24 protein-coding genes are annotated in these 25,144 nt (G+C 59.3%); 6 read left to right on the top strand and 18 right to left on the bottom strand.

What is annotated here, in order from left to right:
* From ACR0IY_RS10750 to ACR0IY_RS10775, 6 genes are all read right to left on the bottom strand, one after another.
* The gene (locus ACR0IY_RS10750) at positions 1–1,452 is read right to left on the bottom strand and encodes an aldehyde dehydrogenase family protein (protein WP_480673056.1); all 1,452 of its coding nucleotides are present in this window, start codon (positions 1,450–1,452) and stop codon (positions 1–3) included.
* A gap of 34 nt (positions 1,453–1,486) precedes the next feature.
* Entirely contained in the window at positions 1,487–3,085 is a 1,599-nt protein-coding gene (locus ACR0IY_RS10755; protein WP_480673058.1) for an ABC transporter ATP-binding protein, read from the bottom strand.
* Positions 3,082–3,897 carry an ABC transporter permease gene (locus tag ACR0IY_RS10760; RefSeq protein ID WP_480673060.1) on the bottom strand — a complete coding sequence of 272 codons (816 nt, stop codon included), beginning with the start codon at positions 3,895–3,897 and terminating at the stop codon, positions 3,082–3,084. Before ACR0IY_RS10760 ends, ACR0IY_RS10755 begins: the two co-directional genes overlap by 4 nt.
* Positions 3,894–4,841, bottom strand: coding sequence for an ABC transporter permease (locus ACR0IY_RS10765; RefSeq protein WP_480673062.1), 948 nt, complete (start codon positions 4,839–4,841; stop codon positions 3,894–3,896). Before ACR0IY_RS10765 ends, ACR0IY_RS10760 begins: the two co-directional genes overlap by 4 nt.
* A 39-nt stretch (positions 4,842–4,880) precedes the next feature.
* Positions 4,881–5,945, bottom strand: a complete 1,065-nt coding sequence (locus tag ACR0IY_RS10770) for a ligand-gated ion channel (protein WP_480673064.1) — start codon at positions 5,943–5,945, stop codon at positions 4,881–4,883.
* Positions 5,946–6,011: 66 nt separating this feature from the next.
* A complete protein-coding gene (locus ACR0IY_RS10775) occupies positions 6,012–7,499 on the bottom strand; it encodes an ABC transporter substrate-binding protein (protein ID WP_480673067.1) in 1,488 nt (495 codons plus the stop codon).
* A gap of 171 nt (positions 7,500–7,670) precedes the next feature.
* Between ACR0IY_RS10775 and panB the strand changes: the two genes are divergently transcribed.
* The 3 genes from panB (at position 7,671) to glpK (ending at position 10,894) form a co-directional block, all read left to right on the top strand.
* Positions 7,671–8,510, top strand: coding sequence for a 3-methyl-2-oxobutanoate hydroxymethyltransferase (gene panB, locus ACR0IY_RS10780; RefSeq protein WP_480673069.1), 840 nt, complete (start codon positions 7,671–7,673; stop codon positions 8,508–8,510).
* Positions 8,507–9,349 carry a pantoate--beta-alanine ligase gene (gene panC, locus ACR0IY_RS10785; protein ID WP_480673071.1) on the top strand — a complete coding sequence of 281 codons (843 nt, stop codon included), beginning with the start codon at positions 8,507–8,509 and terminating at the stop codon, positions 9,347–9,349. The genes panB and panC overlap by 4 nt, the downstream gene beginning before the upstream one ends.
* A gap of 66 nt (positions 9,350–9,415) precedes the next feature.
* Positions 9,416–10,894 (top strand): glycerol kinase GlpK, encoded by a 1,479-nt coding sequence (gene glpK / locus ACR0IY_RS10790; protein ID WP_480673073.1) that lies wholly within the window; start codon positions 9,416–9,418, stop codon positions 10,892–10,894.
* Between the two features lie 13 nt (positions 10,895–10,907).
* On the opposite strand, the gene smpB is transcribed toward glpK, so the two are convergent.
* From smpB to ACR0IY_RS10840, 10 genes are all read right to left on the bottom strand, one after another.
* Positions 10,908–11,384, bottom strand: a complete 477-nt coding sequence (gene smpB / locus ACR0IY_RS10795; protein ID WP_480673075.1) for an SsrA-binding protein SmpB — start codon at positions 11,382–11,384, stop codon at positions 10,908–10,910.
* A 47-nt stretch (positions 11,385–11,431) separates the two neighbouring features.
* Positions 11,432–11,974: an isopentenyl-diphosphate Delta-isomerase gene (gene idi / locus ACR0IY_RS10800; protein ID WP_480673076.1), complete on the bottom strand. Its 543-nt coding sequence runs from the start codon at positions 11,972–11,974 to the stop codon at positions 11,432–11,434.
* 206 nt (positions 11,975–12,180) lie between these two features.
* A complete protein-coding gene (locus ACR0IY_RS10805; RefSeq protein ID WP_480673078.1) occupies positions 12,181–12,594 on the bottom strand; it encodes a c-type cytochrome in 414 nt (137 codons plus the stop codon).
* Positions 12,595–12,707: 113 nt separating this feature from the next.
* Positions 12,708–13,724: a P1 family peptidase gene (locus ACR0IY_RS10810; RefSeq protein WP_480673080.1), complete on the bottom strand. Its 1,017-nt coding sequence runs from the start codon at positions 13,722–13,724 to the stop codon at positions 12,708–12,710.
* An 81-nt stretch (positions 13,725–13,805) separates the two neighbouring features.
* Positions 13,806–14,552, bottom strand: a complete 747-nt coding sequence (locus ACR0IY_RS10815) for an SDR family oxidoreductase (protein WP_480673082.1) — start codon at positions 14,550–14,552, stop codon at positions 13,806–13,808.
* 60 nt (positions 14,553–14,612) lie between these two features.
* Positions 14,613–15,032: an alternative ribosome rescue aminoacyl-tRNA hydrolase ArfB gene (gene arfB / locus ACR0IY_RS10820; protein WP_480673084.1), complete on the bottom strand. Its 420-nt coding sequence runs from the start codon at positions 15,030–15,032 to the stop codon at positions 14,613–14,615.
* A 263-nt stretch (positions 15,033–15,295) separates the two neighbouring features.
* Positions 15,296–15,940, bottom strand: a complete 645-nt coding sequence (locus ACR0IY_RS10825; protein WP_480673086.1) for a queuosine precursor transporter — start codon at positions 15,938–15,940, stop codon at positions 15,296–15,298.
* A 91-nt stretch (positions 15,941–16,031) separates the two neighbouring features.
* Complete coding sequence (locus tag ACR0IY_RS10830; RefSeq protein ID WP_480673088.1) at positions 16,032–16,916, bottom strand: esterase-like activity of phytase family protein; 885 nt, start codon at positions 16,914–16,916, stop codon at positions 16,032–16,034.
* Complete coding sequence (gene mepA, locus ACR0IY_RS10835; protein WP_480673090.1) at positions 16,889–17,752, bottom strand: penicillin-insensitive murein endopeptidase; 864 nt, start codon at positions 17,750–17,752, stop codon at positions 16,889–16,891. Before mepA ends, ACR0IY_RS10830 begins: the two co-directional genes overlap by 28 nt.
* The gene (locus tag ACR0IY_RS10840; RefSeq protein WP_480673093.1) at positions 17,749–19,116 is read right to left on the bottom strand and encodes an MFS transporter; all 1,368 of its coding nucleotides are present in this window, start codon (positions 19,114–19,116) and stop codon (positions 17,749–17,751) included. Before ACR0IY_RS10840 ends, mepA begins: the two co-directional genes overlap by 4 nt.
* A 130-nt stretch (positions 19,117–19,246) precedes the next feature.
* Between ACR0IY_RS10840 and ACR0IY_RS10845 the strand changes: the two genes are divergently transcribed.
* From ACR0IY_RS10845 to yaaA, 3 genes are all read left to right on the top strand, one after another.
* Entirely contained in the window at positions 19,247–19,534 is a 288-nt protein-coding gene (locus ACR0IY_RS10845; RefSeq protein WP_480673095.1) for a YggT family protein, read from the top strand.
* A 78-nt stretch (positions 19,535–19,612) separates the two neighbouring features.
* Positions 19,613–21,649 carry a DNA helicase RecQ gene (gene recQ / locus ACR0IY_RS10850; protein WP_480673097.1) on the top strand — a complete coding sequence of 679 codons (2,037 nt, stop codon included), beginning with the start codon at positions 19,613–19,615 and terminating at the stop codon, positions 21,647–21,649.
* 33 nt (positions 21,650–21,682) lie between these two features.
* Entirely contained in the window at positions 21,683–22,453 is a 771-nt protein-coding gene (gene yaaA / locus ACR0IY_RS10855; protein WP_480673099.1) for a peroxide stress protein YaaA, read from the top strand.
* On the opposite strand, the gene ACR0IY_RS10860 is transcribed toward yaaA, so the two are convergent.
* Entirely contained in the window at positions 22,444–22,902 is a 459-nt protein-coding gene (locus ACR0IY_RS10860; RefSeq protein ID WP_480673101.1) for a VOC family protein, read from the bottom strand. The two genes, yaaA and ACR0IY_RS10860, sit on opposite strands and share 10 nt — an antisense overlap.
* Positions 22,903–22,911: 9 nt before the next feature.
* Positions 22,912–25,119, bottom strand: coding sequence for a response regulator (locus ACR0IY_RS10865; protein WP_480673103.1), 2,208 nt, complete (start codon positions 25,117–25,119; stop codon positions 22,912–22,914).
* Positions 25,120–25,144 lie beyond the last annotated feature (25 nt).

Consider the following 25,144-nt stretch of genomic DNA (forward strand, 5'->3'; position numbering starts at 1 on the left):
CTATCCATGGAAAGCCGCCACGGTTTTTACCTGTGAGAACCCGTAAAGTGCCTCAAACCCTTTTTCACGGCCATGGCCGGATTTTCCGATCCCGCCAAAGGGCAGCTCAACACCGCCACCTGCGCCGTAATTGTTGATGAACACCTGACCGGACCGAAGCCGCTTTGCCAGCCGCATCTGCCGTGCGCCGTCTTGGGTCCAGATACTGGCGACCAGCCCGTATTCGGTGCCATTGGCGATTTTCACCGCGTCTTCTTCGGTTTCGAACGGGATCAGGGTCTGAACCGGGCCGAAAATCTCATCCCTGGCCAGAACGTGATCCGGCGGGACATCGGCAAATAGCGTTGGCCGCACGTAAGCGCCATCTGCCGGGGCACGGTCAACGATATGCCCCTGCGCTGCAACGCTCAGGTCGGCACCATTGGCCAGAAATCCCTCAACAATATCTTTCTGGCGGGCCGAGATCAGCGGACCAACCCGCAAATCCTCGTGCGCGGGACCAACGGTCAGCTCGGAATAGGCAGCGGTCATCCGGGTTTTGACCTGCTCGTACACACCGCGCTGCACCAGAATGCGTGACGAGGCCGAGCAGGTCTGTCCAGCGTTCTGAATGCCTGCGTTCACCAGAAACGGCAGGGCTGCGTCCAGATCGGCATCCTCAAACACCAGCTGCGGTGATTTCCCTCCAAGCTCCAGCGTCACGGGCACCACATTGCGCCCGGCGGCCTGTTGCACCAACGCCCCGGTCGAGACCGACCCGGTGAACGAGATATGCTGCACACCTGGATGCCCAGCCAAAGCTGCACCAGCCTCGCCCCCCAGCCCCGGCACCACATTCAACGCGCCCGCAGGCAGACCAGCCTGCTGCGCCAGATGCGCAAAGGCGAGTGCGGTCAAACAGGCCTCTTCTGCGGGTTTTAGCACGCAGGCGTTGCCCATCGCCAAAGCCGCCCCCACAGAACGGCCAATGATTTGCATCGGGTAATTCCACGGCACGATATGGCCTGTAACCCCATGCGGTTCACGCAGGGTGTAGACGGTGTATCCATCCAGATACGGGATCGTCTGGCCCATCACCTTATCCGCCGCACCGCCGTAGAATTCGCAGTATCGTGCCAGCGCCACAGCATCCGCCCGCGCCTGCGTCAGCGGCTTGCCCACATCCATCGCCTCGAGCGCGGCCAGATCCTCTATCCGTTCCAGCACCAGCTGCCCCAAACGCGTCAGAATTCGCCCCCGTTCCAGCGCGGTTTTGCGCCCCCAATCGCCGTCCAACGCGGCCTGAGCTGCCTGCACCGCAGCGTCGATATCGACCTCAGATCCCCGCGCAATCCCGCAAATCTCAGAGCCGTCCGACGGGTTAACTAACGTCAATTCCGATTTCAATGCAGCGCCGACCCAATTTCCCCCGATCAGACACAGACCGGGATCAAACCACAGAAGGTTGGTCATTTCGGATCTCCTTTTCCGGCTCTAAACATGGGTTTCAGGCCACACTCTGACCAATATTGGGCAAGGTGGGCACGGCATCGATCAGCGCGCACGTGTAGGGATGTTGCGGGTTCGTCAAAACCTGTTCGGTTTCACCCTGCTCGACAATCTGACCAGCCTGCATAACCATAACGCGATCGGTGATGGTGCGCACAACACTCAGGTCATGGCTGATGAACAGATAAGTCAGATCGTAGGTGGTGCACAGATCCGCCAGCAGATCTAGGATTTGCGCCCGAACAGACACATCCAGGGCTGAGACTGCTTCGTCGAACAGGACCAGTTCAGGTCGGATAATCAGTGCGCGGGCGATGGCGATCCGCTGGCGTTGACCGCCCGAGAATTCGTGAATGTATTTGTTCGCATCATCAGGGTTGAGACCGACGGCGCGCAGCATTTCGGCAATGCGATCTTGCCGCTCAGATTCGACGGGAGGCGTTTCCAGCAGGTGAAACGGCTCAGAGATCAGGCGCGCAACGCGGTGACGGGGATTGAAGCTGCCGTACGGGTCTTGAAACACCACCTGCATCTTGCGGCGCACACCCAGATTGGGCTTGTGCCCTGAGAACACCGGCTGGCCATCCAGAAAAATTTGCCCCTCCTGCACCGCTTCAAGCCCCAAAATAGCCCTTGTTAGGGTCGATTTTCCGCATCCGGACTCTCCGACCAAACCCAATCGCTCACCCCGGTTTAGGGTAAAGCTGACCTTGTCCACCGCCCGATGGTGGCCTGCTGCATCGAACAGGCGTTTTCGGGGCAGGCGATAGTCGCGAACCACTTTGGTCACCTCAAGCAGTGGGGCCGGGTCCGGGGGGGCGGGCAGAGATACCTGGTGGCCCGACGCTTCGAACAGCATCCGCGTATATGGGTGCTGCATATGGCGCAGCAGATCGTGGGTTGCGCCGCTTTCGACCACCTCACCCCGGCGCATAACGACGATTTGGTCGGCCATATCCGCTACCACCGCCAGATCATGCGTGATCATCAGCAGACCCATACGGTATTCACGGACCAGCCCCTTGAGCAGATCGAGAATCTGCGCCTGAGTGGTGACGTCCAGCGCGGTTGTCGGCTCATCCGCGATCAGCAGCTTGGGGCGCAGCGCGATGGCCATAGCGATTACGACACGCTGGCGCTGACCGCCGGACAATTCGTGCGGAAAACGCGACATAGGAAAGCGATCTGCGGGAAGACCGACGCGGTCCAGAACTTCGATGGCACGGGTGCGCGCCTGCGCGCGGGGCATGGCCTTGTGGACCAGGATGGTCTCCATCACCTGATCGCCTATGGTCTTGACCGGGTTCAGGGCCGTCATGGGCTCCTGAAACACCATTCCCAGTGACGCGCCGCGCAGGGCGCACATTTCGGCCTCGGAACGGGTCAGCAGGTCCTGCCCATCAAATCGGATCGCGCCATCGACATTGGCGCCGCCCGGCAGCAACTGCATGACTGAAAGCGCGGTTATCGACTTGCCCGAGCCGCTCTCGCCGGTCACGGCCACGATCTCACCAGGCGCAATGGACAGGCTGACCTGTTTCAGAATGACCGCCCCGTGAATGGACAACGACAGGTTTTCGATCCGAAGCAAACTCATGCGCGCGCCACCCGGATTCGCGGGTCCAGCCAATCGCGCAACCCGTCTCCTAGCAGGTTCAACCCCAACACCGTGACAATGATCGCCAGCCCCGGAATCAGAGCCAAATGCGGGGCAAAACTGACCATTGTCTGCGCATCGGCCAGCATGCGTCCCCAGCTGGGCGTAGGTGGTTGCGCACCCAGACCGACATAGGCCAGGCCTGCTTCGGCCAATATTCCCAAACTAAACTGAATCGTACCCTGAACGATCAGCAGATTGGCAACATTGGGCAAGATGTGCTCGGCGGAAATGCGGGCCGCGCCTTTGCCCGCGACACGGGCGGCGAGGATAAATTCACGCTCCCACAGGGACAGGGCCGCGCCGCGGGTGATGCGGGCAAAGACGGGGATGTTGAAGATGCCGATGGCAATGATGGCATTGATGGCCCCGGCCCCGAAAACTGCGGTGATCAGGATGGCGATGACTAGCGAGGGGAAGGCAAAGACCAGGTCATTGCAGCGCATGATTACCTCTTCCAACCACGACCCCTTTCGCGCGGCTGCCGTCAGCCCCAAAGGCACGCCCAGCGCCATGCCGATCCCCACCGCCACCAAAGCCACCGCGATCGAGGTACGCGCACCCACCATGATCATCGAAAACATATCGCGCCCGAAATGATCCGTGCCAAACCAGTGCTGCGCATTGGGTGGCTGCAACTTGCCCGGGATGTTCAGTGCAGCATGGTCGTAAGGCGTCCAGACAAAGGACATCAGCGCCGCCAGCAAGACCAGCGACGACAAACCTGCGCCGAGGATGAGGTTGCGGCTCATGTCCTGCTCCTCAGCCGTGGATCAACGGCGGCATAGGCCAGATCGACCAGAAAATTCACGGTGATGACGGCGAACACCAGCAGCATGACCACGGATTCCACCACGATCAGGTCGCGGGCTGAAATGGCCTGAAACACCAACCGTCCCAACCCGGGCAGATAGAAGACTTGCTCGATGATGATCGACCCGGCCAAGAGGAACGAAAATTGCAGCCCCATGATGGTCAGAACCGGTATCAGCGCGTTGCGGATCCCGTGCCGCCACAGGGCTTGACGACGAGACAGGCCCTTGGCGCGGGCTGTCCGCATGAAATCCTCGCCCAGAATATCCAGCAGCGACGACCGCATGACCCGCGCCAGAATGGCCGCCTGCGGCAAGGCCAGTGCTATCGCCGGCAGAGTCAGCGACCGCAGCCCGGGCCACAGCCCCAGTTCCCACCCGGCAAAGCCACCGGCGTTGAACCAGCGCAGGTTGATGGCAAAGATCAGCACCAGCATCATCGCGAACCAGAAATTCGGCACTGCGATACCCAGTTGCGTTGCCCCCATCACTGCCAGATCACCCGGCTTGCCCCGGCGCGCGGCGGCATAAATCCCCGCAGGAAAAGCAATCAGGGTGGACAAGGTCAGCGCATACAGTGCCAGCGGCAAGGACACCCACAGCCGGTCTGCGATCATCTGCGACACGGGCGTGCGATAGGTGTAAGAGGTTCCGAAATCCCCGACCAACATGCCACCGACCCAGTCGGTGTATCTCTGCATCTTGGACCCATCCAACCCAAGCTCGGCCCTGAGCGCCGCAAGCGTATCCTCTTGTGCGTTGACGCCCAGCATGAAGGATGCCGGATCACCCGGTGCGACCTCGATCACCGCAAAGATGACAGCCGAGGAAACCACGAGGCTTACGATCAGTGAAATCAGGCGTTTAAGGGTATAGTGAAGCATCAAAGCCACGTTAGGGCTGCATGCGTCGCGGGTCCAGCACTAGGGTACCAGAAGATAAGCGAAAACCGCGTAGCCGACGATGGCCGCATAACCCAGCGGGTAAATCCATTTGATCGCGTAGTTGTCCAGCTTCCTGGCCCCGCTTTCATGACCCGAGACCTTCAGTTTGCGCAGGGCGACGTTGAACACGATCAACGCCCCGGTCATCAGAAACATGCATTGCAGGACGAAATCCAGAAATGTCAGGTATCCCAGTTTGGGCAGATCGGCGGAGATCGCCCAGTTAAACGCCACGAAGACCAGTAGATTGCCACCCGCGATCTCGATCCGCCGACGATATTCATCGAGAAAAAACAGCGCCCATCCGACCGTGATCAACACCAGCATCGGAAGGAACACACGAATAACGTAATAGGTCAGGTGTCGATGACCTTCGAATATCAGCGCCACCTGGTCGCTTTCCCGTCCGGACAGGCCAATGACCTGAGAGGTCTCTACCCGCGCATTGTCCAAAACCCATTCCTCTTCACCCAACAAATCGCCGAGTCCCGAGAACTCCTCCAGTGCGTGATAGCGCACATATTCCGAAGGGAAGATTGACACGACATCGAAATGGAACTCCTGCGTATCAAAGGGGTACTTCCGAAAATCGAAATGCGGGGCCTGCAACGTCAACGAGGATTTCTCGACATAAACGACGTGCCCGTCATACCGCAGAGAGGCCGCAGATTCGTGTATCCATTTGTTGGATTGCTGGTTGTGAATGACAAAAGCGGGCAGGACTGCCCCGATTTCTGCTGCATGATCCGCCAGTGTCGGCGGGTTAAAAACCCGAATGTCCCGCCCCTGCTCTTGCGCATCGAAGGCCAGCGCAGGATCGGTCCACTCAACGCGCAGCACCACCACGGCACCATAGTTTTCCGCCTTTTGGTCGACACTGGTGATCTGGTCGATCTTGATGCCGATCCCGACGTTCAGTGGGTTGTCAGGTGTCCCGACCAAGGCATCCATTCGACCATCAAGCGCGTTCTGTGCTCCGACATGCCCGACGGGCACAGACATCAGGCCAATGGCAAATATGATGAGCCGAAGAACACGAAACATGATCATAGTCACATACGCACTGGAACAAAGGGGACCGGGGCCACGATCCGCGGCCCCGGTGATTGGTTATTCGGACCAGCTGATTTGGGTCAGGTCGACGGCCGCAGTGGGCGCGTTTTTCCATAGGCCCTGCACTCCGGTCTTGGCGACCCCCAGCTTGGCCAACTGAAACAGGTAGCCGTTGACATAATCGTTGGCGATCAGACGCTGCATCTCGCCCAGCAGCTTTTTACGCTCGTCCGGGTCGGTGGTTGCATTCAGCAGGTCCATCAAGGTTTGGGCGTCCAAGCTGTCATACTGGAAATAGTAATCGGGCCGCGCATAGATACCGATATCCATCGGTTCGGTGTGGCTGACGATGGTCAGGCCGTAGTCCTTGCCTTTGAAGACCGATTCCAGCCATTGCGCCCATTCCACATTGATGATTTCGGCCTTGATGCCGACCTCTGCCAGTTGCGCGGCGACAATCTCGCCCCCGCGCCGCGCATAAGAGGGCGGCGGCAGATGTAGCGTGGTCTCGAAACCTTCCTCATATCCCGCATCGGCCAGCAGTTCGGCGGCCTTCTTCGGATCATAGGCTGAGTCGCCGGTCAGATCGACATAGGCCGGGTTGTGCGGTGCGAAATGAGTGCCGATGGGCGTGCCGTACCCGAACATCGCCCCGTCGATGATCGCCTGACGGTCGATGGCATGGGCCAGCGCCTGCCGCACCTGGATATCGTCAAACGGGGGTTTCTTGTTATTGGTCGACAGGATGGTTTCCCCTTCGGTCGTACCGACAAGAACCTGAAACCGAGGGTCGGCCTCGAACTGGGGCAGGTTTTCCGGCGCGGGGAAGTTGTCAAACACATCGACATCTTCGGCCATCATTGCTGCAAATGCGGCGGTAGGGTCCGAAATGAACTTGAACGTCGCGGATTCCAAAGCGGGCTGATCACCCCAATAATCGGGATTTCGGTTCAGGGTGATGCTGTCGCCCTGCACCCAGTCGCCAAAGGTGAAGGCACCGGTCCCCACGGGATTGGTCTTGATGCTGTCGATGCTTTCGGGTGAGACAATGACTGCGTCGCCCCAGGCCATGTTGAACAGGAAGTTGCCATTGGGTTCGGAAAGGGTGACTTTGACGGTCAGAGGGTCCACCACCTCGACACTTGCGATATCGGCAAACAGGGCTTTTTGCGCGTTGGCGCTGTCGGGCGCCATGGCTCGGTCGAGGCTGAATTTGACGGTCCCGGCATCCATCGTGGTACCGTCATGAAAGGTTACGCCGTCCCGCAGTTTGAAGGTATAGACGGTGCCGTCGTCGGAAATCTCCCAGCTTTCAGCCAGCCCCGGAACCACCGATCCGTCGCCCATGAAACGGGTCAGGCCTTCGAATATATTGGTGTACACCACCGAATCGATGGCCTGAGCAGCAGCGCTTGTCGGGTCCAGATGCGGCGGTTCAAGCTGCATCGCTATTGTGATATCGGATTTGGCCAGGGCCTGCGTGGTAAAGGCGCTGACCCCCAGCAAAAGTGCTGCGGCAAAAGTCCGAAACATTTGCTTTGTCATAAAAATACCTCTCCTGTTGAATACTTTGCACCGGCCGTTTTACAGTCGTTTCTGCAATCAATGTCCCTTTAAACCTCAGGTCATTCAAGGAAATGTTCGCGCAACCGGGGTTTATATGACCTTGTTCAATCTGCTATGCCGCACTGCAACATGAACCCCGGAGGAGCGACGATGAGCGCCACCGCCCGTAAAAAAGCCCCCAATGCCGAGGATATTCGCGCCCGTAAAGGTGGCGAGCCGCTGGTCAGCCTGACCGCCTACACCACGCCCATGGCGCGGCTGATGGACGATCATTGCGATTTCGTTCTGGTCGGTGACAGCGTCGGCATGGTGCTGCACGGGCTGGAATCGACCCTTGGGGTGACGATGGAGATGATGATCCTGCACGGCCAAGCCGTCGCGCGTGGCCTGAACAGCGCGATGATGGTCATCGACATGCCATTCGCCAGTTATGAGCACGAACCGGCCGAGGCCTTCCGCAACGCCGCCCGCCTGATGGCAGAAACCGGCGCCGGCGCGGTCAAGCTGGAAGGCGGTGTCGAGATGGCCGAAACCATCCGCTTTCTTGTCAAGCGCGGCATCCCGGTGATGGCCCATATCGGCCTGACGCCTCAGTCGATCAACACACTGGGCGGCTACAAGGTGCAGGGCCGCGATGACCAGGCCGACGCGGTTCTGGCCGACGCAATGGCCGTCGCTGACGCCGGTGCGTTTTCCGTCGTGTTAGAGAAGGTTCCGCAGCGCCTGGCCGATCAGATCACGGCCGAGATCACAATCCCCACCATCGGTATCGGCGCCTCGGCCGGGTGTGACGGGCAAATTCTGGTCGTCGATGACATGGTGGGCTTTTTCACCGCCTTCAAACCCAAATTCGTCAAACGCTATGCCGAGCTTGGCCCGCAGGCCGAAGCTGCCATCGCCGAATACGCCGCCGAAGTGCGCGCCCGGACATTTCCGGCAGATGAACACGTATTCGCTGATCAGGCCCCGACCAAAGGACCCAAGACATGACCACCCCGATCCTGCGCCGTCTGGCTGACCTGCGCGCTCTGACGGCCAAATGGCGCGGCAATGGCGAGACAATTGGTGTTGTCCCCACAATGGGCGCGTTGCACCAGGGCCACCTGTCACTGGTCGAGGCTGCAAAGGCGGGAACCGACCGGGTGGTCGTGACGATCTTTGTGAACCCAAAGCAATTCAACAACCCCGAGGACCTGGCCAAATATCCGCGCACAGAAAACGACGACGCACAGAAACTGGCGCGCTATGAAGTCGATGTGATCTATGTGCCCGAGCCCGAGGAAATCTATCCGCAGGGATTTGCCACCAACGTGTCCGTCGCAGGCTTGACCGATGTGATGGAGGGGGAATTCCGCCCCGGCCATTTCGACGGCGTCGCCACTGTGGTCGCCAAACTGTTCCTGCAAACCCAGGCTGATCGAGCCTATTTTGGGGAAAAAGACTATCAACAGTTGATGATTGTCCGCCGCATGGCACGCGATTTGGATATTCCGATCGAGGTGGTCGGTTGCCCCACGGTACGCGAACCCACGGGGTTGGCCATGTCCTCGCGCAATCTGCGCCTGTCACCCGAAGAATTGGATGTCGCCGCGAACTTGAACCGCGTCATGCGGGAACTGGCCACAGCACTGAAAGGCGGCGCGTCGATCGAACCCTTGGCGGAGCAGGCCAGTTCCGACCTGCTTGCTGCTGGTTTCACCCAGGTTGAGTATGTGCAACTGCGCTGTACAGACACGCTGGAACCTCTGACACAAGCGAGCCGACCCGCGCGGCTGCTAGCGGCGGCCTGGACGGGTGGCGTGCGCCTGATCGACAATATTCCCGTCTGAACGCTCTGGCACGATTGTCACTGTTTGCGCTAAAGTCCCGCAGAACCAAACGGGAGAGGCGCGGGCGTGACTTATATTCTTGCTATTGATCAGGGCACTACATCATCGCGGGCCATTTTGTTCGACGCAAATATGCAGCGCGCAGGCACCGCGCAGCATGAGTTTACCCAGCATTTTCCGCAAGAAGGCTGGGTCGAACATGACGCCGAAGAAATTTGGACCAGCGTCTTGCGCGTCTGCCGCGAGGTGATGGACAGCACCGGTGTAACTGCAGATCAGATCGCAGGCATCGGCATTACCAACCAGCGCGAAACCACTGTGGTCTGGGACCGCGCTACCGGCGAGCCGATCCACAATGCCATCGTCTGGCAGGACCGTCGCACCGCCAAAATTTGCGCCCGCTACAAACAGGCGGGATGCGAGGATGATGTGACCGCCCAAACCGGCCTGCTGCTAGACCCCTATTTCTCGGGCACCAAGGTCAAATGGCTACTGGACACCGTTCCCGGTGCCCGCGATCGCGCCGAGGCCGGAGAGTTGATGTTTGGCACTATCGACTGTTTCCTTATCTGGCGCCTGACCGAGGGACGCAGCCACGCTACCGACGCTACCAACGCTGCGCGGACACTGCTGTTTGACATCCACAAGGGCGCGTGGAGCGTGGAGATCTGCGACCTGCTGGACGTGCCGATGGCCATGCTTCCGGAGGTACATGATTGCGCCTCGGACTTCGGAGAAACGACCTTATTGGGGGGGGAAATCCCGATTCTGGGCGTTGCGGGGGATCAGCAGGCCGCCACAATCGGGCAGGCCTGTTTCCGTCCCGGCATGATGAAATCAACCTATGGCACGGGTTGTTTTGCTCTGTTGAACACCGGGGACAAGCCGGTCGAGTCGAAGAACCGCCTGTTGACGACAATTGCCTATCAGCTTGACGGCAAGCGGACTTACGCATTGGAAGGCTCGATCTTTGTGGCCGGGGCTGCGGTTCAGTGGCTGCGCGACGCGCTCAAGATCATCGACTCGGCCCCGGAAAGCGGCGAACTGGCTCAACAGGCCGATCCGAACCAGCATGTCGTGCTGGTTCCCGCCTTTACCGGCCTCGGCGCGCCCTATTGGAAACCCGATTGCCGTGGTGCGGTGTTTGGCCTGACGCGCAACTCCGGGCGGGCGGAAATTGCCAAGGCGACACTGGAAAGCATCGCGTTTCAGACCCGTGATCTGTGGCATGCCATGCAAGGCGATTGGGGTGCCGAAACCAACGTTACCTTGCGCGTGGACGGAGGCGCCAGCGCCTCGGACTGGGCAATGCAGGGTCTGTCGAACTATCTGGGGGCCGAGGTTGACCGGCCAGTGATGCAGGAAACCACCGCTTTGGGCGCGGCATGGCTGGCAGGGATGCGCGCGGGTGTTTACCCGGATCAACAGGGATTTGCCGAAACCTGGGCGCTGGATCGCCGATTTGAACCGAAACTTTCCACCGAAGACCGTGACACCGCCTATGCCCGCTGGCAGCGCGCCGTGTCCGCCGCCATGGCGTTCTGAACCCGAGGAAGGATCAGCTGTGATCCTTCATCAGCCGCTGCTTCTGCCGTGACCAGTCACGCTTGGCCTGAGTTTCGCGCTTGTCATGGGTTTTCTTACCCTTGGCGATTCCGATTTTGATTTTGGCCATGCCTTTGTGGTTGAAATACAAAACCAGCGGCACTAGCGTCATGCCCTTGCGCTGAGTCGCGTTCCATAGGTTCGACAGTTCCTTGCGCGAGACCAGCAGCTTGCGGCGGCGGCGTTCTTCGTGCTTGAAAACCTTCGCCTGCTCGTAGGGTGCAATGTAGCTGTTGATCAGCCACAGCTCTCCGTCGTCGACCGAGGCATAACTGTCGGCGATGTTCGACCCGCCGGCGCGCAGGGATTTGACCTCGGACCCTTCCAGCATGATGCCGCATTCGATATCGTCCTCGATCGCGTAATCGAAGCGCGCGCGCCGGTTTTCGGCGATGACTTTGTAATTCGGGTCTGTCTTTTGCTTGGCCATGACGCGTTGATTTAGGCGGCTTAGGCCGCCCTTGCAAGCGGGGGACGTCAGGATTTGGCCGAGATGATCAGATCCGGGCCGAAAATCGTGTCCGCGTGATTTTGCAGATAGATCTTGAGCCAGGGCGTAAACCGATCCGGGTGGCGCTGCACTTCGGCCAGCAGATCGTGGTAATCAATCCAGCGGATTTCCATTACCTCGTCTGGGTTAGGCTCAATACTCAGGGGGCCGCGAACATGGGCCAGAAACACGTCGACCACTTCGTGTTCGATCATGTTGTTGCCAACATCAGCGTGGTATTCCAGCCGATGGCGGTATTCCGGGTACAGGCCGGTGATTCCCAGTTCTTCGCGCAGACGGCGCACCGCGCACGCCGACGGTGTTTCGCCCCAGTCAGGGTGTGTGCAGCAGGTATTCGCCCACAGACCCGGCGTGTGGTATTTGCCCATCGCCCGACGCTGCAGCAGGATCTCGGTTCCGCGCACAACAAAGACCGATACAGCTTTGTGCCGCAGGCCTTTTTCATGCGCCTCAAGCTTGTCCACAGGGGTCAATTCGCCTTCGACCCAGGCCGGGATCATGATTCCCATTTGTCGTCTCCTACTACCGATCCGCCTCATGGGCCGGGCATTTCTCATTAGCTGCGGCCGGATCGGCTTGGCGTTACGGCGCACAACCCCAAATAGCCTGCGCCGCCTGATCTAAAAGTGGGCCTGATGCACTAACAGATCAATCGCACGAAAGGCCGCAGGGGCTGCGGCCTTTCGTTGTCTTTCAGAGTGTCCGGAATCAGACGTTATTCACCGGAAACGCTGACGATATAAGCATAGACGTCTTCGCCGCCTTTCTTGAGCTTGAAAGTCATCTTGGACTTGGCAGCGGTTTCATCCAGATAAGTTTTCAGGAAAGCTTTGGGGTCTTGCGCGTATTCAGTGAAGGTCGTTTCGTCCCAGACCAGCCCGGCCTCACCTGCTGCGACGAGACTGTCACCGTATTTGAACCCTTCCTCGGTACCTGCGGTGCGCCCTGCGATACCATACAGGTTCGGCCCGGTCTTGCCGCCTTTGACAATTACTTCACCCGCAGGATCCGCGATCTGATGGCAGGACTTGCACTTGTTGAAGGTTTTCTTGCCGGCCTCAGCGTCACCTTCGGCATATACGGGTACGGCCAGCAGGCCGACAATTGCGGTTGCGAGGATGCGATTCATAACTTTTGCTCCGATACGAATTGGCTGCACCGAATGGACATTCGGCACAAAAAAGAGTCAACGCGCAGATTGCCGCGCGAGGGCACTGTGCCACTGCGTCATATAGGGCGTCCTTAACTTATGTCATGTACCTCGGACCAACAGGGCAAAAGGTCCCCTCTTGAGGGCGTCGCCAGGTAAATGGCACGCGCAATGGCCCTTGCCAGACAGATCGAGGCTGTGTGCCCGATAAGCCCCAGTTCCTCTTCTTTGCCCAAGGGACGCGCACCGGTGCTGACGCCGAATACCAGATCGCCGTCTCCCGGCGTATGGGCGGGCACAATGGCGCGGGCAATGCCGTCATGCGCGGCCACCGCCAATCGCTGGCATTGCGGTTTGGACAGTGCGGCGTTGGTCGCGACGATGGCAATGGTGGTGTTGGTCCGTTCTGATGCGGCGCGCCGCATGGCTTGCGCCTTGCGGCTTGGCGGCGGCAAGCCCAGACCGGTGCTGGTATCAGGGCCCAACCCGCCAAATTCGCCACCTGTTTCAAATGACGCGGCCCAGAAATGCTTGTCTCCAGGGGTCGTGACGCTGCCCAAGGGATTGGCCGCGACCAGCGCCCCGACCGTGATACCATTTTCCAGCACCAGCGAGGCCGACCCCAGCCCGCCTTTGTGCATCGCCGCCAAAGCTCCGGTACCCGCACCCGCCGTCCCCAGCGCAAAGTCGTCGGACGCTGCGTCAAAGGCGGCCCGCCCCAAGGCGCGATAAGGGTTATCGATCCAATTCTTTTCGCCGCCGTTCAACAGATCAAACAGGATCGCGCCCGGCACGATTGGCACCACGGTGTCTCCGACCGGAAAGCCCCGCCCTTGTGACCGCAGCGCGTCGGACACCCCTGAACAGGCATCCAGACCAAAGGCCGACCCTCCGGAAAGCGCAATGGCATCCACCTCCGTGACGGATTTATCAGGGGCCAGTAAATCGGTTTCCCGCGTCCCCGGCGCGCCCCCCATCACGTGAACTGAGGCGGTAAAGGCCCGGTCCGCTGTCAGCACTGTAGTGCCGGATTTCAGGGTGTCATCCTGTGCATTTCCGACGCGAATGCCCGGAACGTCGGAGATCAGATTGCGCGGCCCCGGGATCATGTCTGCCTTAGTCCTTGGTGTGGGAAAGCGCGCAGGCGCGCGACCTCCGGCGGGGATATTTTTGGCCAGATGAAGTGCGGATCAGATGCAACGGCCACCGTCGACCTCCATCGCGACACCAGTGATCATGCTGGCCTCGTCCGAGCACAGAAAGCAGGCCGCGTTGGCCATGTCTTCTGGTGTGGAAAACCGCCCCAGAGGGATTGTCGACAGGAATTTGGCGCGCATCTCGGGCGTGTCTTCACCCAAAAAAGATTTTAGCAACGGCGTTTCTCCGGCCACCGGGCAGATTGCGTTCACACGCACACCTGCTGGGGCCAATTCAACCGCCATGGTCTTGGTTGCAGTGATCATCCAGCCCTTTGAGGCATTGTACCAGTTCAAATTGGGGCGCGGTGACAGGCCCGCCGTCGAGGCAACGTTCAGAATTGCGCCCCTACCGCGTGATTTCATGGCGGGCACCAAAGCGCAGGCAGTCAGATAGACCGACTTCATGTTCACGTTGAAAACGCGATCGAAATCCTCTTCGCTCACTTCATCAAGCGGAGCCGGAAGATGCGTTATCCCCGCGTTGTTCACCAGAATATCAAGCGCGCCGAAACGATCACGGGCGGCATCGGCCATAGCCTGAACCGACGCGCTGTCAGCAACATCCACCTTTTGCGCAATGGCGTTCGGGCCCAATTGATTGGCCTGCACCTCGGCCGCATCTCCGTTGATATCGGCAATCATGACGCGTGCGCCTTCGGACAGAAATTTCTGCGCTATTCCGGCGCCAAAGCCGGACGCGCCACCGGTTACGATTGCGGATTTTCCCTCCAGCCTCATGGTCTTGCCTCCCCGTCGTCTGTCACAGTCAGAGTAGCAAGGCGCGACGAAACTACCAGATCAATCTTCTGAGATTTTACCGCGCAGCGCCTTCACGTCCGATCGCGCCTTTTTTGCCGCCAGCCGCCGTTTGACAGACCCATAGGTTGGCTTGGTCGCGATCCGCCGCTTGGGTTTGATCAGAGCGCGGGCGATCAGCTCGGCCAACCGGGTGCGCGCGATTTCCCGGTTGCGGGCCTGGCTGCGGGTTTCTTCACACTGAATGATGATCGCACCCTCTTTGGTCCAACGCCGTCCCGCCAGACGTTTCAGCCGCGCCTTGACCGGATCAGGCAAAGATGGTGAACGCGCGGCCTCGAACCGCAGCTCCACTGCAGTTGAAACCTTGTTGACGTTCTGACCACCGGGACCGGACGAGCGGACAAAGCTTTCGGTCATTTCCCAGTTTTGCAGGGTGATATCGTCGTTGATGCGCAACATTGGTGCGACCTTACAATTCACATGGGGAAACAGAAAGGGCCGCCCCGGTGGGACGGCCCTTCGAAAGTTCAGGAGGTCGGGTCGGTTAGATCATTCGACCAGCCGGAGCGAGCGCTCCGCCAAGGGCTGCCTCAGCAGGTTTTCCCCCCGGTTGTTCCGACACCTCTCTCCAATCTCTTTCTCGACACTGGATCACCTCCTTTTCTATCTGTTGCGGTTAACTTTGAGCCTGACACAAGATGCGCCATTCTCAAAGCACTTTTTTACGCAGGCTGTGCAGTCAAGCGCGCGACGATCACCTTGAAGGGGATCAGCGCGATCATTGCCAGCGATAGTTTCACCAGCCAATCCGCAAAGGCCAGTGTCACCCACAGCGGGGCCATCGGGCCGGACAGCATGAAGGGCACGGGCTCCCACGCCCAGCTGATCGCGGCGTCCGCATTGGCACCGAAGAACGTGACCGAGGCCGAAAACGCGATGGTGAAGAACAGTGCGGTGTCCAGCGCCGACCCAACCAGCGTCGAAACCAGCGGTGCGCGCCACCAGCGGCCGCCACGCAGCGAGTTGAACACGGTGACGTCGGTCAGCTGCGCGATCAGGAAGGCGGTACCCGAAGCTACGGCGATGCGCAGCGGCACGGCAGCATAAGTAAAGCCGTCACCCTGCAGCATGATCTGGCTGCCGATAAGCGAGCAGATAATGCCGGTGACAAACCCGGCGAACACGACCTTGCGGGCGGGGCCCACGCCATAGACGCGGTTCATGATGTCGGTGACCAGAAAGGCCAGCGGATAGGTGAATGCACCCCAAGTCAACAGCCCGTCAAAGATCAGGAACTGGACCAGGATGTTCGAGGCCACAACGATAGTGGCCATGGCAAGGATGCCGGGAATATAAGCGCGATTCATTTTCAGATGCCCGTTTTGACAAGGTAGCGGCGACTTGGCCAAGGGACCGTCCCAAGGCAAGCCGTGCGTTTAGACCTTTGCCCGCACCCTGTCAATCGGGCAGAAGATATTCCACCAACTCTGTCCGTTGCAGGGCCAGAAAGTTGTCATCCGAGATCATTGTCGCCCGCAACCGACGCAGATCATCGCGCCAGACCGAGAGACCTTCGAGGTTGTCATGCGCTCCGGTTCCGGTCTGAAACAGGGTCTCCTCTGCGATTGGCACATCCTTTTCAATCCGCCAACGGCGCAGGCGTGATCGGAACCCGGTAAGCGATACGGCGCGCTCCAGCAAATAAAACCGTCCATCCGGCCCGAAATCTGCGGCAACTGGCAGGAATTTCCCCCGTGGTGGCAGAACAAAAGGCGTCGACCACGATTGACCATCCCAGCGATAGACAGGGATGTCACCCTGCGCGGTCCGATTCTTTTCAGTCAGCGTGTAAAGCCGTCCCAGTTCGTCAATGGCTAGCGCTTCGAATGACCCGTTTCCATCCAGGCCCCTGAATGTGTCAGGCCGCGGAAGAACGCGCGCATGCGCATCTGGTGCGGCGTAATACGCAACCCGGTGAACCCCTTCGAACGAGATGTAAAACCCGCCATCCGGCGCGATGGCAATCCCCTCGGAATCGCCGACATGACCGGGCAATTTGCGCCCGGTGCTGGACAGAACCGGCCAACGGTCGAGGATCTCTATACTTGCAATCTCGTCGCCATCCCGCTTGATCCGTGCGTAAACCAACCTGGCCCGGTCGCTTAACGCGATCATCGCGCCCCCCGTGTCCGAGATTTGGAGAGCGGAAAACCCTCCAAACCATCCGGCGTTGGACTGCCAAGCAAAGCTGCCAAGAAATTTGGCTGTCTTGACCTCGGCGGCTGCGGCCGGCCCGGCCAGCACTAAAGCGGCAATCAGTTGGATTGCAGAACGGCGGTGCATTGCTGAGGCAGGTCGGCCAGAACATATTCCCGGCGCTTCTTGGGCGGCGGCGCGTTTGGATCCGGTGGCGGTGGATTGAGGATGTTACGCACCCACTGCTGCGCCTCGGCACAGCCGTCGCCCTTGGGCGGCGGGTCCTGATTGACGCATCCGCGCGACCCTTTGGGGCATTTCAGCCGCACATGGAAATGATAGTGATGCCCCCACCACGGCCTGATCTTGCGCAGATAGGCGCGATTACCCTTTTCCTCGTTGCACATCTGCACCTTGGCACCGGGGAACACAAAAATCCGCGCCACGCGCTTGTCCTTGGCGGCCTCGCGCAGCACCGCGTGGTGTTGCTTGGTCCAGTTACCGTTGACATATGCCCCGTTGGCGCGACGCAGTGAGATCGACGAGATGTTCTCGCGCGCCTTGCGGGAAAGGCGCATGTTATCGCCGGGCAGCATCCATATATCGATATCCAGACCCAACTGGTGAGAGCGGTGGCCCGAGGTCATCGGCCCGCCCCGAGGTTGGCTGATATCCCCAATATAGAGACCATTCCACCCCGGCTGCTTGGCCGCGAACCGGCTGAGGTCCTGCACATAATCGACAGCTTCGGGATGGCCCCAGTTGCGATTGCGTGACAGACGCATTGCCTGCCAGGTGGGCCCCGTTTCAGGCAGTTGCACCGATCCGGCGGCACATCCGCGCGAATAACTGCCGAACGCAGCCGGTTTTTGCTGTGAACTTTGCTTTTGGGCCCCGAACAATTGCTTGGCCAAGGGTTGCGCCCCCGCCGTGCCCGCCAATGTGATCGTAGCTAATATTGCCAAAAAACGTAGTAAAATCATCTGCTCTGATCCCCTTCCGGTTTAACCCAGCGCATTAGGAACAGTCCCAGAATAAACAACAGAATGATCGGTGACACCCCCAGTCTTGCGCTGCCAGTTGCGGTGGTGGCTATGCCGATCAGCAGCGGCGCGGCAAAGGCGGTGGCCCTGCCCGACAGACCATAAAGACCAAAGCTTTCAACCGGAGCCTTGGGATCGGTATGACGCACCATCAGGGACCGGCTGGCCGATTGCAGGATGCCACCCATGCCACCGATCAGAATACCGCAGCCAAAAAATACCAGATCCGGCAGGCCCGATCCTTCGGGCAACGAGATGCCGTAGATTTGCGTCCGATCCATCGACACCACCGTGACGCAGACAAAGATCAACACCCAGATTGCCACCAGGATGACCGGTTTAGGGCCGTATTTCTTGTCCAGCTTGCCCCCGATCCAGGCAAAAATGGCCGAGGCCAGCACGCTGACAATCCCGAACACGCCGATCTTGATCAGGTCCCATTCCAGCACCAGCCGCGCATAGACGCCACCAAAGCTGTACAACCCGTTCAGCGCATCGCGATAAAACATGGACGAGCCCAGATAGGTCGCCAGACTGACCCGATGCCGCAGATCGGACACGGCTTTGCCCAGTATGCGCAGCGCCTCGCCAAAGCTCCCTGTTTTCTCACTGTTCGGATCGTCACGGACCCACAGGAAATACGGCACCATGAACAGGATGAACCATCCAGCGGTGAAGGGGCCCACAAATCGGGTACCTTGTTGCTGGGCGGCGTCCAGTCCGAAGATCGGGTCCATTCCGATCAGTGTTTTGCCATTGGGTTGTTCGACAAACAACGTCAGCATGATCGCAAGCGAGATCAGCCCGCCGAAATAGCCAAATGCAAAGCCCGAACCCGAAATCTCTCCGACTTCATTGTCGTCCCCAAGATCGGGTAACTGCGAGTTGATGAAAATCAGCGCGTATTCAGCCCCGACGAACCCCAGACCAAAGGCCGACAGCATAAGCCACATATTCGACCCGTCCGGCAACGTGTACCACAGCGCCGCAGAGCCCACCGCATACATCACCGAAAATGCGAAAATCCATGGAATGCGCCGCCCCGAAACATCCGCCATTGCCCCCAGCAACGGCGCGCCAAAGGCTATGATCAGCCCTGTGATGGTCAGGCAATTGGCCCAAACCGTCTGCGCCTGCGCAGCAGCGGCCTCCGCATCCAGCCCCGTGTTCGCGTAGTATCCGGCGGCAACCCCGGCAAAATAGGGACCAAATACAAAGGTCACCAAAAGCGTGTGATAGGGCTGACTGGCCCAGTCGAAAAACCACCAGCCCCAGATACGCTTACGCTTGGAAATCTCAGCCATGCCTGCCCCTTGTCGTCTTTTCCCTCATAAGACGGAGCCTTGACCCATTTCGCAAGCGTTGTGTTGGCACGGGCTTGCTCTTTGCTGCAGCGGCGCTTAGGTCTCGGATCAGTAAGAAAACGGAGTGCCCATGCTGTCACTGATCCAAATCCTGCTGCTGATCCTGGACATTGTCTGGTTCATCATCCTCGCCCATGTGATCATGAGCTGGCTGATCAACTTTCAGGTGCTGAACCTGCACCAACAGCTGGTCGCACAAATCTGGTATGGCCTGAACCGCATCCTAGAGCCGATCTACGGCCCGATCCGTCGCATCCTGCCCGCAATGGGCGGGCTGGACCTGACGCCGCTGGTCGTTCTAGTCGGCGTCTATGCGCTAAGGATCATCCTGATCAACAATGCGGTCTATTTCTACTGACCTCTTGTTCCCTGAATCTTAGTATGTGATTGTCCTGCTTTAAGAGCAGACAAACCTTAAAACAGGGCAACCCCACACATGTTCGACGCCGCACCCTTGCTGCGAGATGTCTTTGGATTCGACGATTTCCGCCCCGGGCAGGAAGAGATTGTCGATGCCGTCACGCTGGGCGAAAACGTGTTGGCGATCATGCCTACCGGGGGTGGCAAGTCCTTATGTTTCCAGCTTCCCGCCCTGCTGCGCGACGGGGTGACGGTGGTAATTTCCCCTCTGATCGCCCTGATGCGCGATCAGGTGCGCGGGCTGCAGGAGGCAGGCGTTGCCGCCGGGGCGCTGACCTCGGGCAACACCCAGGAAGAAACCGATGCCGTGTGGGAAGCATTGGAGGCAGGTCGCCTAAAACTGCTCTATATGGCCCCCGAACGGCTGGCGGCCGGATCGGCTTTGGGGTTGCTGCGGCGGATCAACGTTAACCTGATTGCGGTGGACGAGGCCCACTGCGTCAGCCAGTGGGGCCACGATTTCCGCCCCGATTACCTACGGATCGGAGAGTTGCGTCGCGCGCTGAACGTACCACTCGCCGCTTTCACCGCTACGGCAGATGCGGAAACACAGGATGAGATCGTTCAGAAATTGTTCGACGGCTCTGAGCCGCGCAAATTCCTGCGTGGATTTGATCGGCCCAATATCCATCTGGCCTTTGGCGCCAAGGACGGGCCGCGCAAGCAGATCCTCGAATTCGCCGGTGCCCGCAAAGGCCAGTCCGGCATCGTCTATTGCGGCACCCGCAACAAGACCGAAGTGCTGGCGCAGGCCCTGCGCGCCGAGGGCCACACGGCCTGCCATTATCACGGCGGCATGGAGGCCGAGGATCGCCGCATCGTCGAAACCCGTTTCGCGCGCGAAGACGGGCTCATCGTGGTCGCCACCGTGGCCTTTGGCATGGGGATCGACAAACCCGATATCCGCTGGGTTGCGCATGCGGACCTGCCCAAATCTATCGAGGCCTATTATCAGGAAATCGGTCGCGCCGGGCGTGATGGTGGTCCTGCTGAAACCCTGACCCTGTTCGGACCCGACGATATCCGCCTGCGTCGCTCGCAGATCGACGAGGGGCTGGCACCGCCCGAGCGCCGCATGGCGGATCACGCCCGCCTGAACGCGTTGCTAGGTCTGGCTGAAGCGCTTGTCTGTCGTCGGCAGACCCTGTTGAGTTATTTTGGCGAACAGATTGAACCCTGCGGCAAATGCGATTTGTGCGATACCCCGCCCGAGGTCTTCGACGGCACCACCCCTGTCCGCATGGCCCTGTCCGCCATCCTGCGCACCGAAGAATGGTTCGGAGCAGGCCATCTGATTGACATTCTACTGGGCAATGAAACCGACAAGATCCGTGCCCGCCGCCACGATACGCTGTCGACTTGGGGCATCGGCAAGGACTGGTCGCGCCCACAATGGCAAGCGATCTTCCGGCAAATGATGGGGCATGATCTGGTCCGCCCTGACCCGGAGCGCCACGGTGCGCTGCGCATGACCGAAATCGCCAAACCGATCCTGAAAGGCGAGGCGCAAATTAACCTGCGCAAGGACACGATCCGCAAAGCCACCCGCCGTCCTGCGGTCAAGGCAATGGTGTCCGAGGAAGACGCACCGCTACTCTCTGCGCTCAAGGCCAAGCGCCGGGCGCTGGCTGAATCTGCCCGCGTTCCGGCATATGTCATCTTCCCCGATCGCACCCTGATCGAAATGGCCGAGAAACGCCCTGCGACGCTGGACGACATGGCCCGGATCGGCGGTGTCGGAGCAAAAAAGCTGGAGCGTTACGGCGACACCTTTCTGGAAGTCGTCACCGGAGCGGCTGAGGTCGTGCATCCCGCGCGCCGCAAGCTGGCCGGGCGCAATCAAGGCGACATCTATGATCAGCTGCTGGCCGTCCAAAGTGAACTGGCCTGCGGGCCTGACGGGATCGACAAACCACTGAGCTGCTCTGCCTCGCAACTGGCTAAGGTTGCACAGCTGCGACCCGACCCGCGCGCCCTGGAACGGGTTTTGGGTGACCGTCGTCACGAAAGGTTCGGCGCGGCCTTTCTGGACGTGCTGCGGCAAGCGGGCTAGATACCTGCGGACAGGCAAGAAACGAGGACAGACATGCTGATTGTGATTTCCCCGGCCAAACGGCTGGACTGGGCAGAACGGAATGTCGATGTCACTCAGCCCGACTTTCAGGACGACGCCATCCGCCTGTCGAAAACCGCCCGCAACCTGACACTGGGTGACCTAAAAAAGCTGATGGACCTCAGCGACGATCTGGCCCGGTTGAACCGCGACCGGTACCGTGCCTTTTCGGATGCGCCTGCGGCCGACGTAACCCGCCCTGCTGCGCTGGCCTTTGCTGGGGATACGTATCAGGGGCTCGAGGCCGCATCTCTGGATGACGAGGAATTGGCCTGGGCACAGGAACACCTGCGCATCCTGTCCGGGCTTTATGGTGTGCTGCGCCCACTGGATGCCATTCAGGCCTATCGGCTGGAAATGGGCAGCCGCCTGAAAACCCGGCGTGGTAAAAACCTCTACGAATATTGGCGCGACCAGCTGAGCAAGGTGCTGAACTCGCAGGCGGCGGAAATCGAAACGGATGTATTGGTGAACTGCGCCAGTCAGGAATATTTCGGCGCGGTCGACCCGAAAGCGCTAAAATTGCGCGTCATCACGCCGGTCTTCATGGAGGACAAGAACGGCACCCCAAAGATCGTCAGCTTTTTCGCCAAAAAGGCGCGCGGCGCCATGGCCCGCTATATCATCCAGCACCGGCTGACCGACCCCAAAGGCCTGCTGGATTTCGACTCCGGTGGCTATGAATACCGTGCGGACCTGTCGGACGACCGCAAACCCGTATTTGTGCGCCCCTATCAGGCCTGATCCAGCATTGATGGGTCATAAGCGACCAGTTCAACCGTATTGCCCTCGGGGTCTTCGGTGAAAATCCCGCGCCAACCGATCCAGCCGAATTGTTCAACTCGGTACGGCTGACCCATCTTGTCATACCACCGCATCACGGCCTCTTGTTCTGCGAAGGGCAGCGACAGCGCGATATGATGCAGAGACGACCCAGCTCCGGTTGCAGGCATTTCCGCACCGGTCGGATGCAAGCCGGGCCGAGGGGGCGCCGTGTGGTGAAACAGGGCCAATACCTGCGTATGTCCGCCGAACCCTTCGGCGATGCGAAAGAAGGCGATGGCGCTGTTGTGATCGCCGGACAGGCGCTCCAACCCAATCACATTTTCATAAAACTCCACCATCGCCGCCATATCGGCGCAGCGAATGGCGATCTCACCCAACGCGCGAGGCTGAAATCCACGGTCTGACATGGGTTCAACCTAGTCAGCCTGTGCGTCCTCGGCAATGACAGGCAATACCTCTTCGGGTCGGTGATCCAGAATCATTTGCGTGATTTTCCGCTTTTGCAGTGGCTTGGTCAGGTAATGATCCAACCCCGCCGACAGAATGCCCTGATCATCCCCGGCCATGGCATGCGCAGTCAGAGCGACAATCGGTACATGGCGATTGGTTTCAATCTCGCGCCGACGGATCTCGGCGGTGGCTTGTTTGCCGTCCATTTTGGGCATCGAGATGTCCATGAAAATCAAATCCGGTTCGAAATCCCGATGCGCTTCCACCGCCTCGAACCCATTGCTGACGAATCGTAAATCGACGCGCAATTCCTTGACCATCTTTTTTAGGATAAGTTGATTGGTCCGGTTATCCTCGGCCGCCAACACCCGCATGAGCCGCTCTTCCTCATCCAGTTGCAGTTGGTCTTTCTGTCGCGCCGGCGGTGCGGGCTTTTCGTCGGACGACGCCTTCCCCAGCGCGGTCAGGCGTGCGTAAAGCTCGGCCCGGGGAATGGGCTTTTGCAAGACCCCCTCGATCAGTTGGCGGGCCGGGTTTGCGTGGAGGACGCCGGGATTGGCAGACATCACCACCACAGGCAGATCACCCCAACCCCGATCTTTCAAAGTTGTCGCCAGTTCCAGCCCATCCATATCCGGCAAATCATGATCGCACAGCAACAGATCAACACTGTCATCGACAGCGGCCAGTGCCTCTCCCCCCGAGGCGCAGACGGTGACCTTGGACCCCAACCGCCCCAATTGCTTTGACAGGATGGCGCGGTTGACAGCCAGATCCTCGACAACGACAACGTGGCGCAGGTGACCCGCCAGATCCGGCGGCGTGAGTTGCGGGCCCTCCGCCGCAGGCAGCGTGACACGAAACCCGAAACACGATCCTTGCCCCGGTTCACTTTCAACCCAGACAGACCCTCCCATCAATGTGACCAGCCGCTTGGTGATAGACAGGCCCAGACCGGTGCCCTCAAACTCACGGTTTTTCTCGTCTTCGACCTGATTGAACTCGCCAAATATATGCCCGATCTTGTCGGCTTCGATTCCAATGCCTGTGTCTTCAATCGCAACGTGGATATCGCAAGTATTGGCATCGGAATTGGGCACGCCGGTGACGCGGATCAGGACATGCCCCTCGGACGTGAACTTGACTGCATTGCCAACAAGATTAGTCAGAACCTGCCGCACACGTCCGGGATCACCGACAAACAAGGTCGGCAGGAACAGGTCATAATCAACCAGCAACGACAACCCCTTGTCGCGGACGCTGGGCTGCAAAAGCATCGCAACTTCAAGGATACAGCGTTCGAAATCGAACTGTTCCGGGTGCAGTATCAGCTTGTCGGCTTCGATCTTGGAATAGTCCAGAACATCGTTGATGATCACCAACAGCGCCTCGCCGGAATTACGGATCGTATTGAGATAGAGCCGCTGTTCTTCATCCAGAGGCGTCTCTGACATCAATTCCGTCATCCCGACAATGCCGTTCATCGGGGTTCTGATCTCATGGCTCATATTGGCCAGAAAGGCCGATTTTGCGCGGTTCGCAGCTTCGGCCCGTTCACGCGCAGCCTTCAGCTCGTCCTCATGCCGGACCGAGGCGGTTATGTTCAGGCCGAGGCTGACCACATCGCCACCACTGCCGCGCTGATCCATCAGTTTGAAAAACTGGCCATTCCACAGCTTGATCACCACTGATTCTGGCTGAGGCTGCGCCCAGCGCGCCGACATTCTGGCCCGCCAGTCTTCGGCCGCTTCTGCACCGATATCAACCAGCCCTTCTTCGGTCAGAATTTCGAGTATCCGCCCGTAGGTGATGCCCGGCGTTACCTCATCCAGACCCTCGAACAGGCTGAGATAAGCGGTGTTTGCGCCGATCAGTCGGCTTTGATCATCGAAAAAGGCAAAACCGTCCTGAATGGTCTGAATCGAGTGCCACAGTCGACGTTCGGCCACTTCGATCTTGGCGTTCGCCAGCGTCAGGTCGGATTTGACCTTTTCATTCTCATCTCGGACCGTTTCGACCTCGGCCTGAGTTTCTCCAATGCGTTTGGTCAGCGCCATTGCATGCAGGCCGAGCTTGCGATTGGCCGCCGACAACTCGGCCTGTTTCATTTCCAAAAGCCGCTCGGCCGCCAGCCGCGCGCGCCGTTCCTGTGCCAGTTTGGTTGCAAGACTCATTTTTTGCTGATCCCAGTTAACCTGC

It is taken from the genome of Ruegeria sp. BC1, assembly GCF_056539305.1.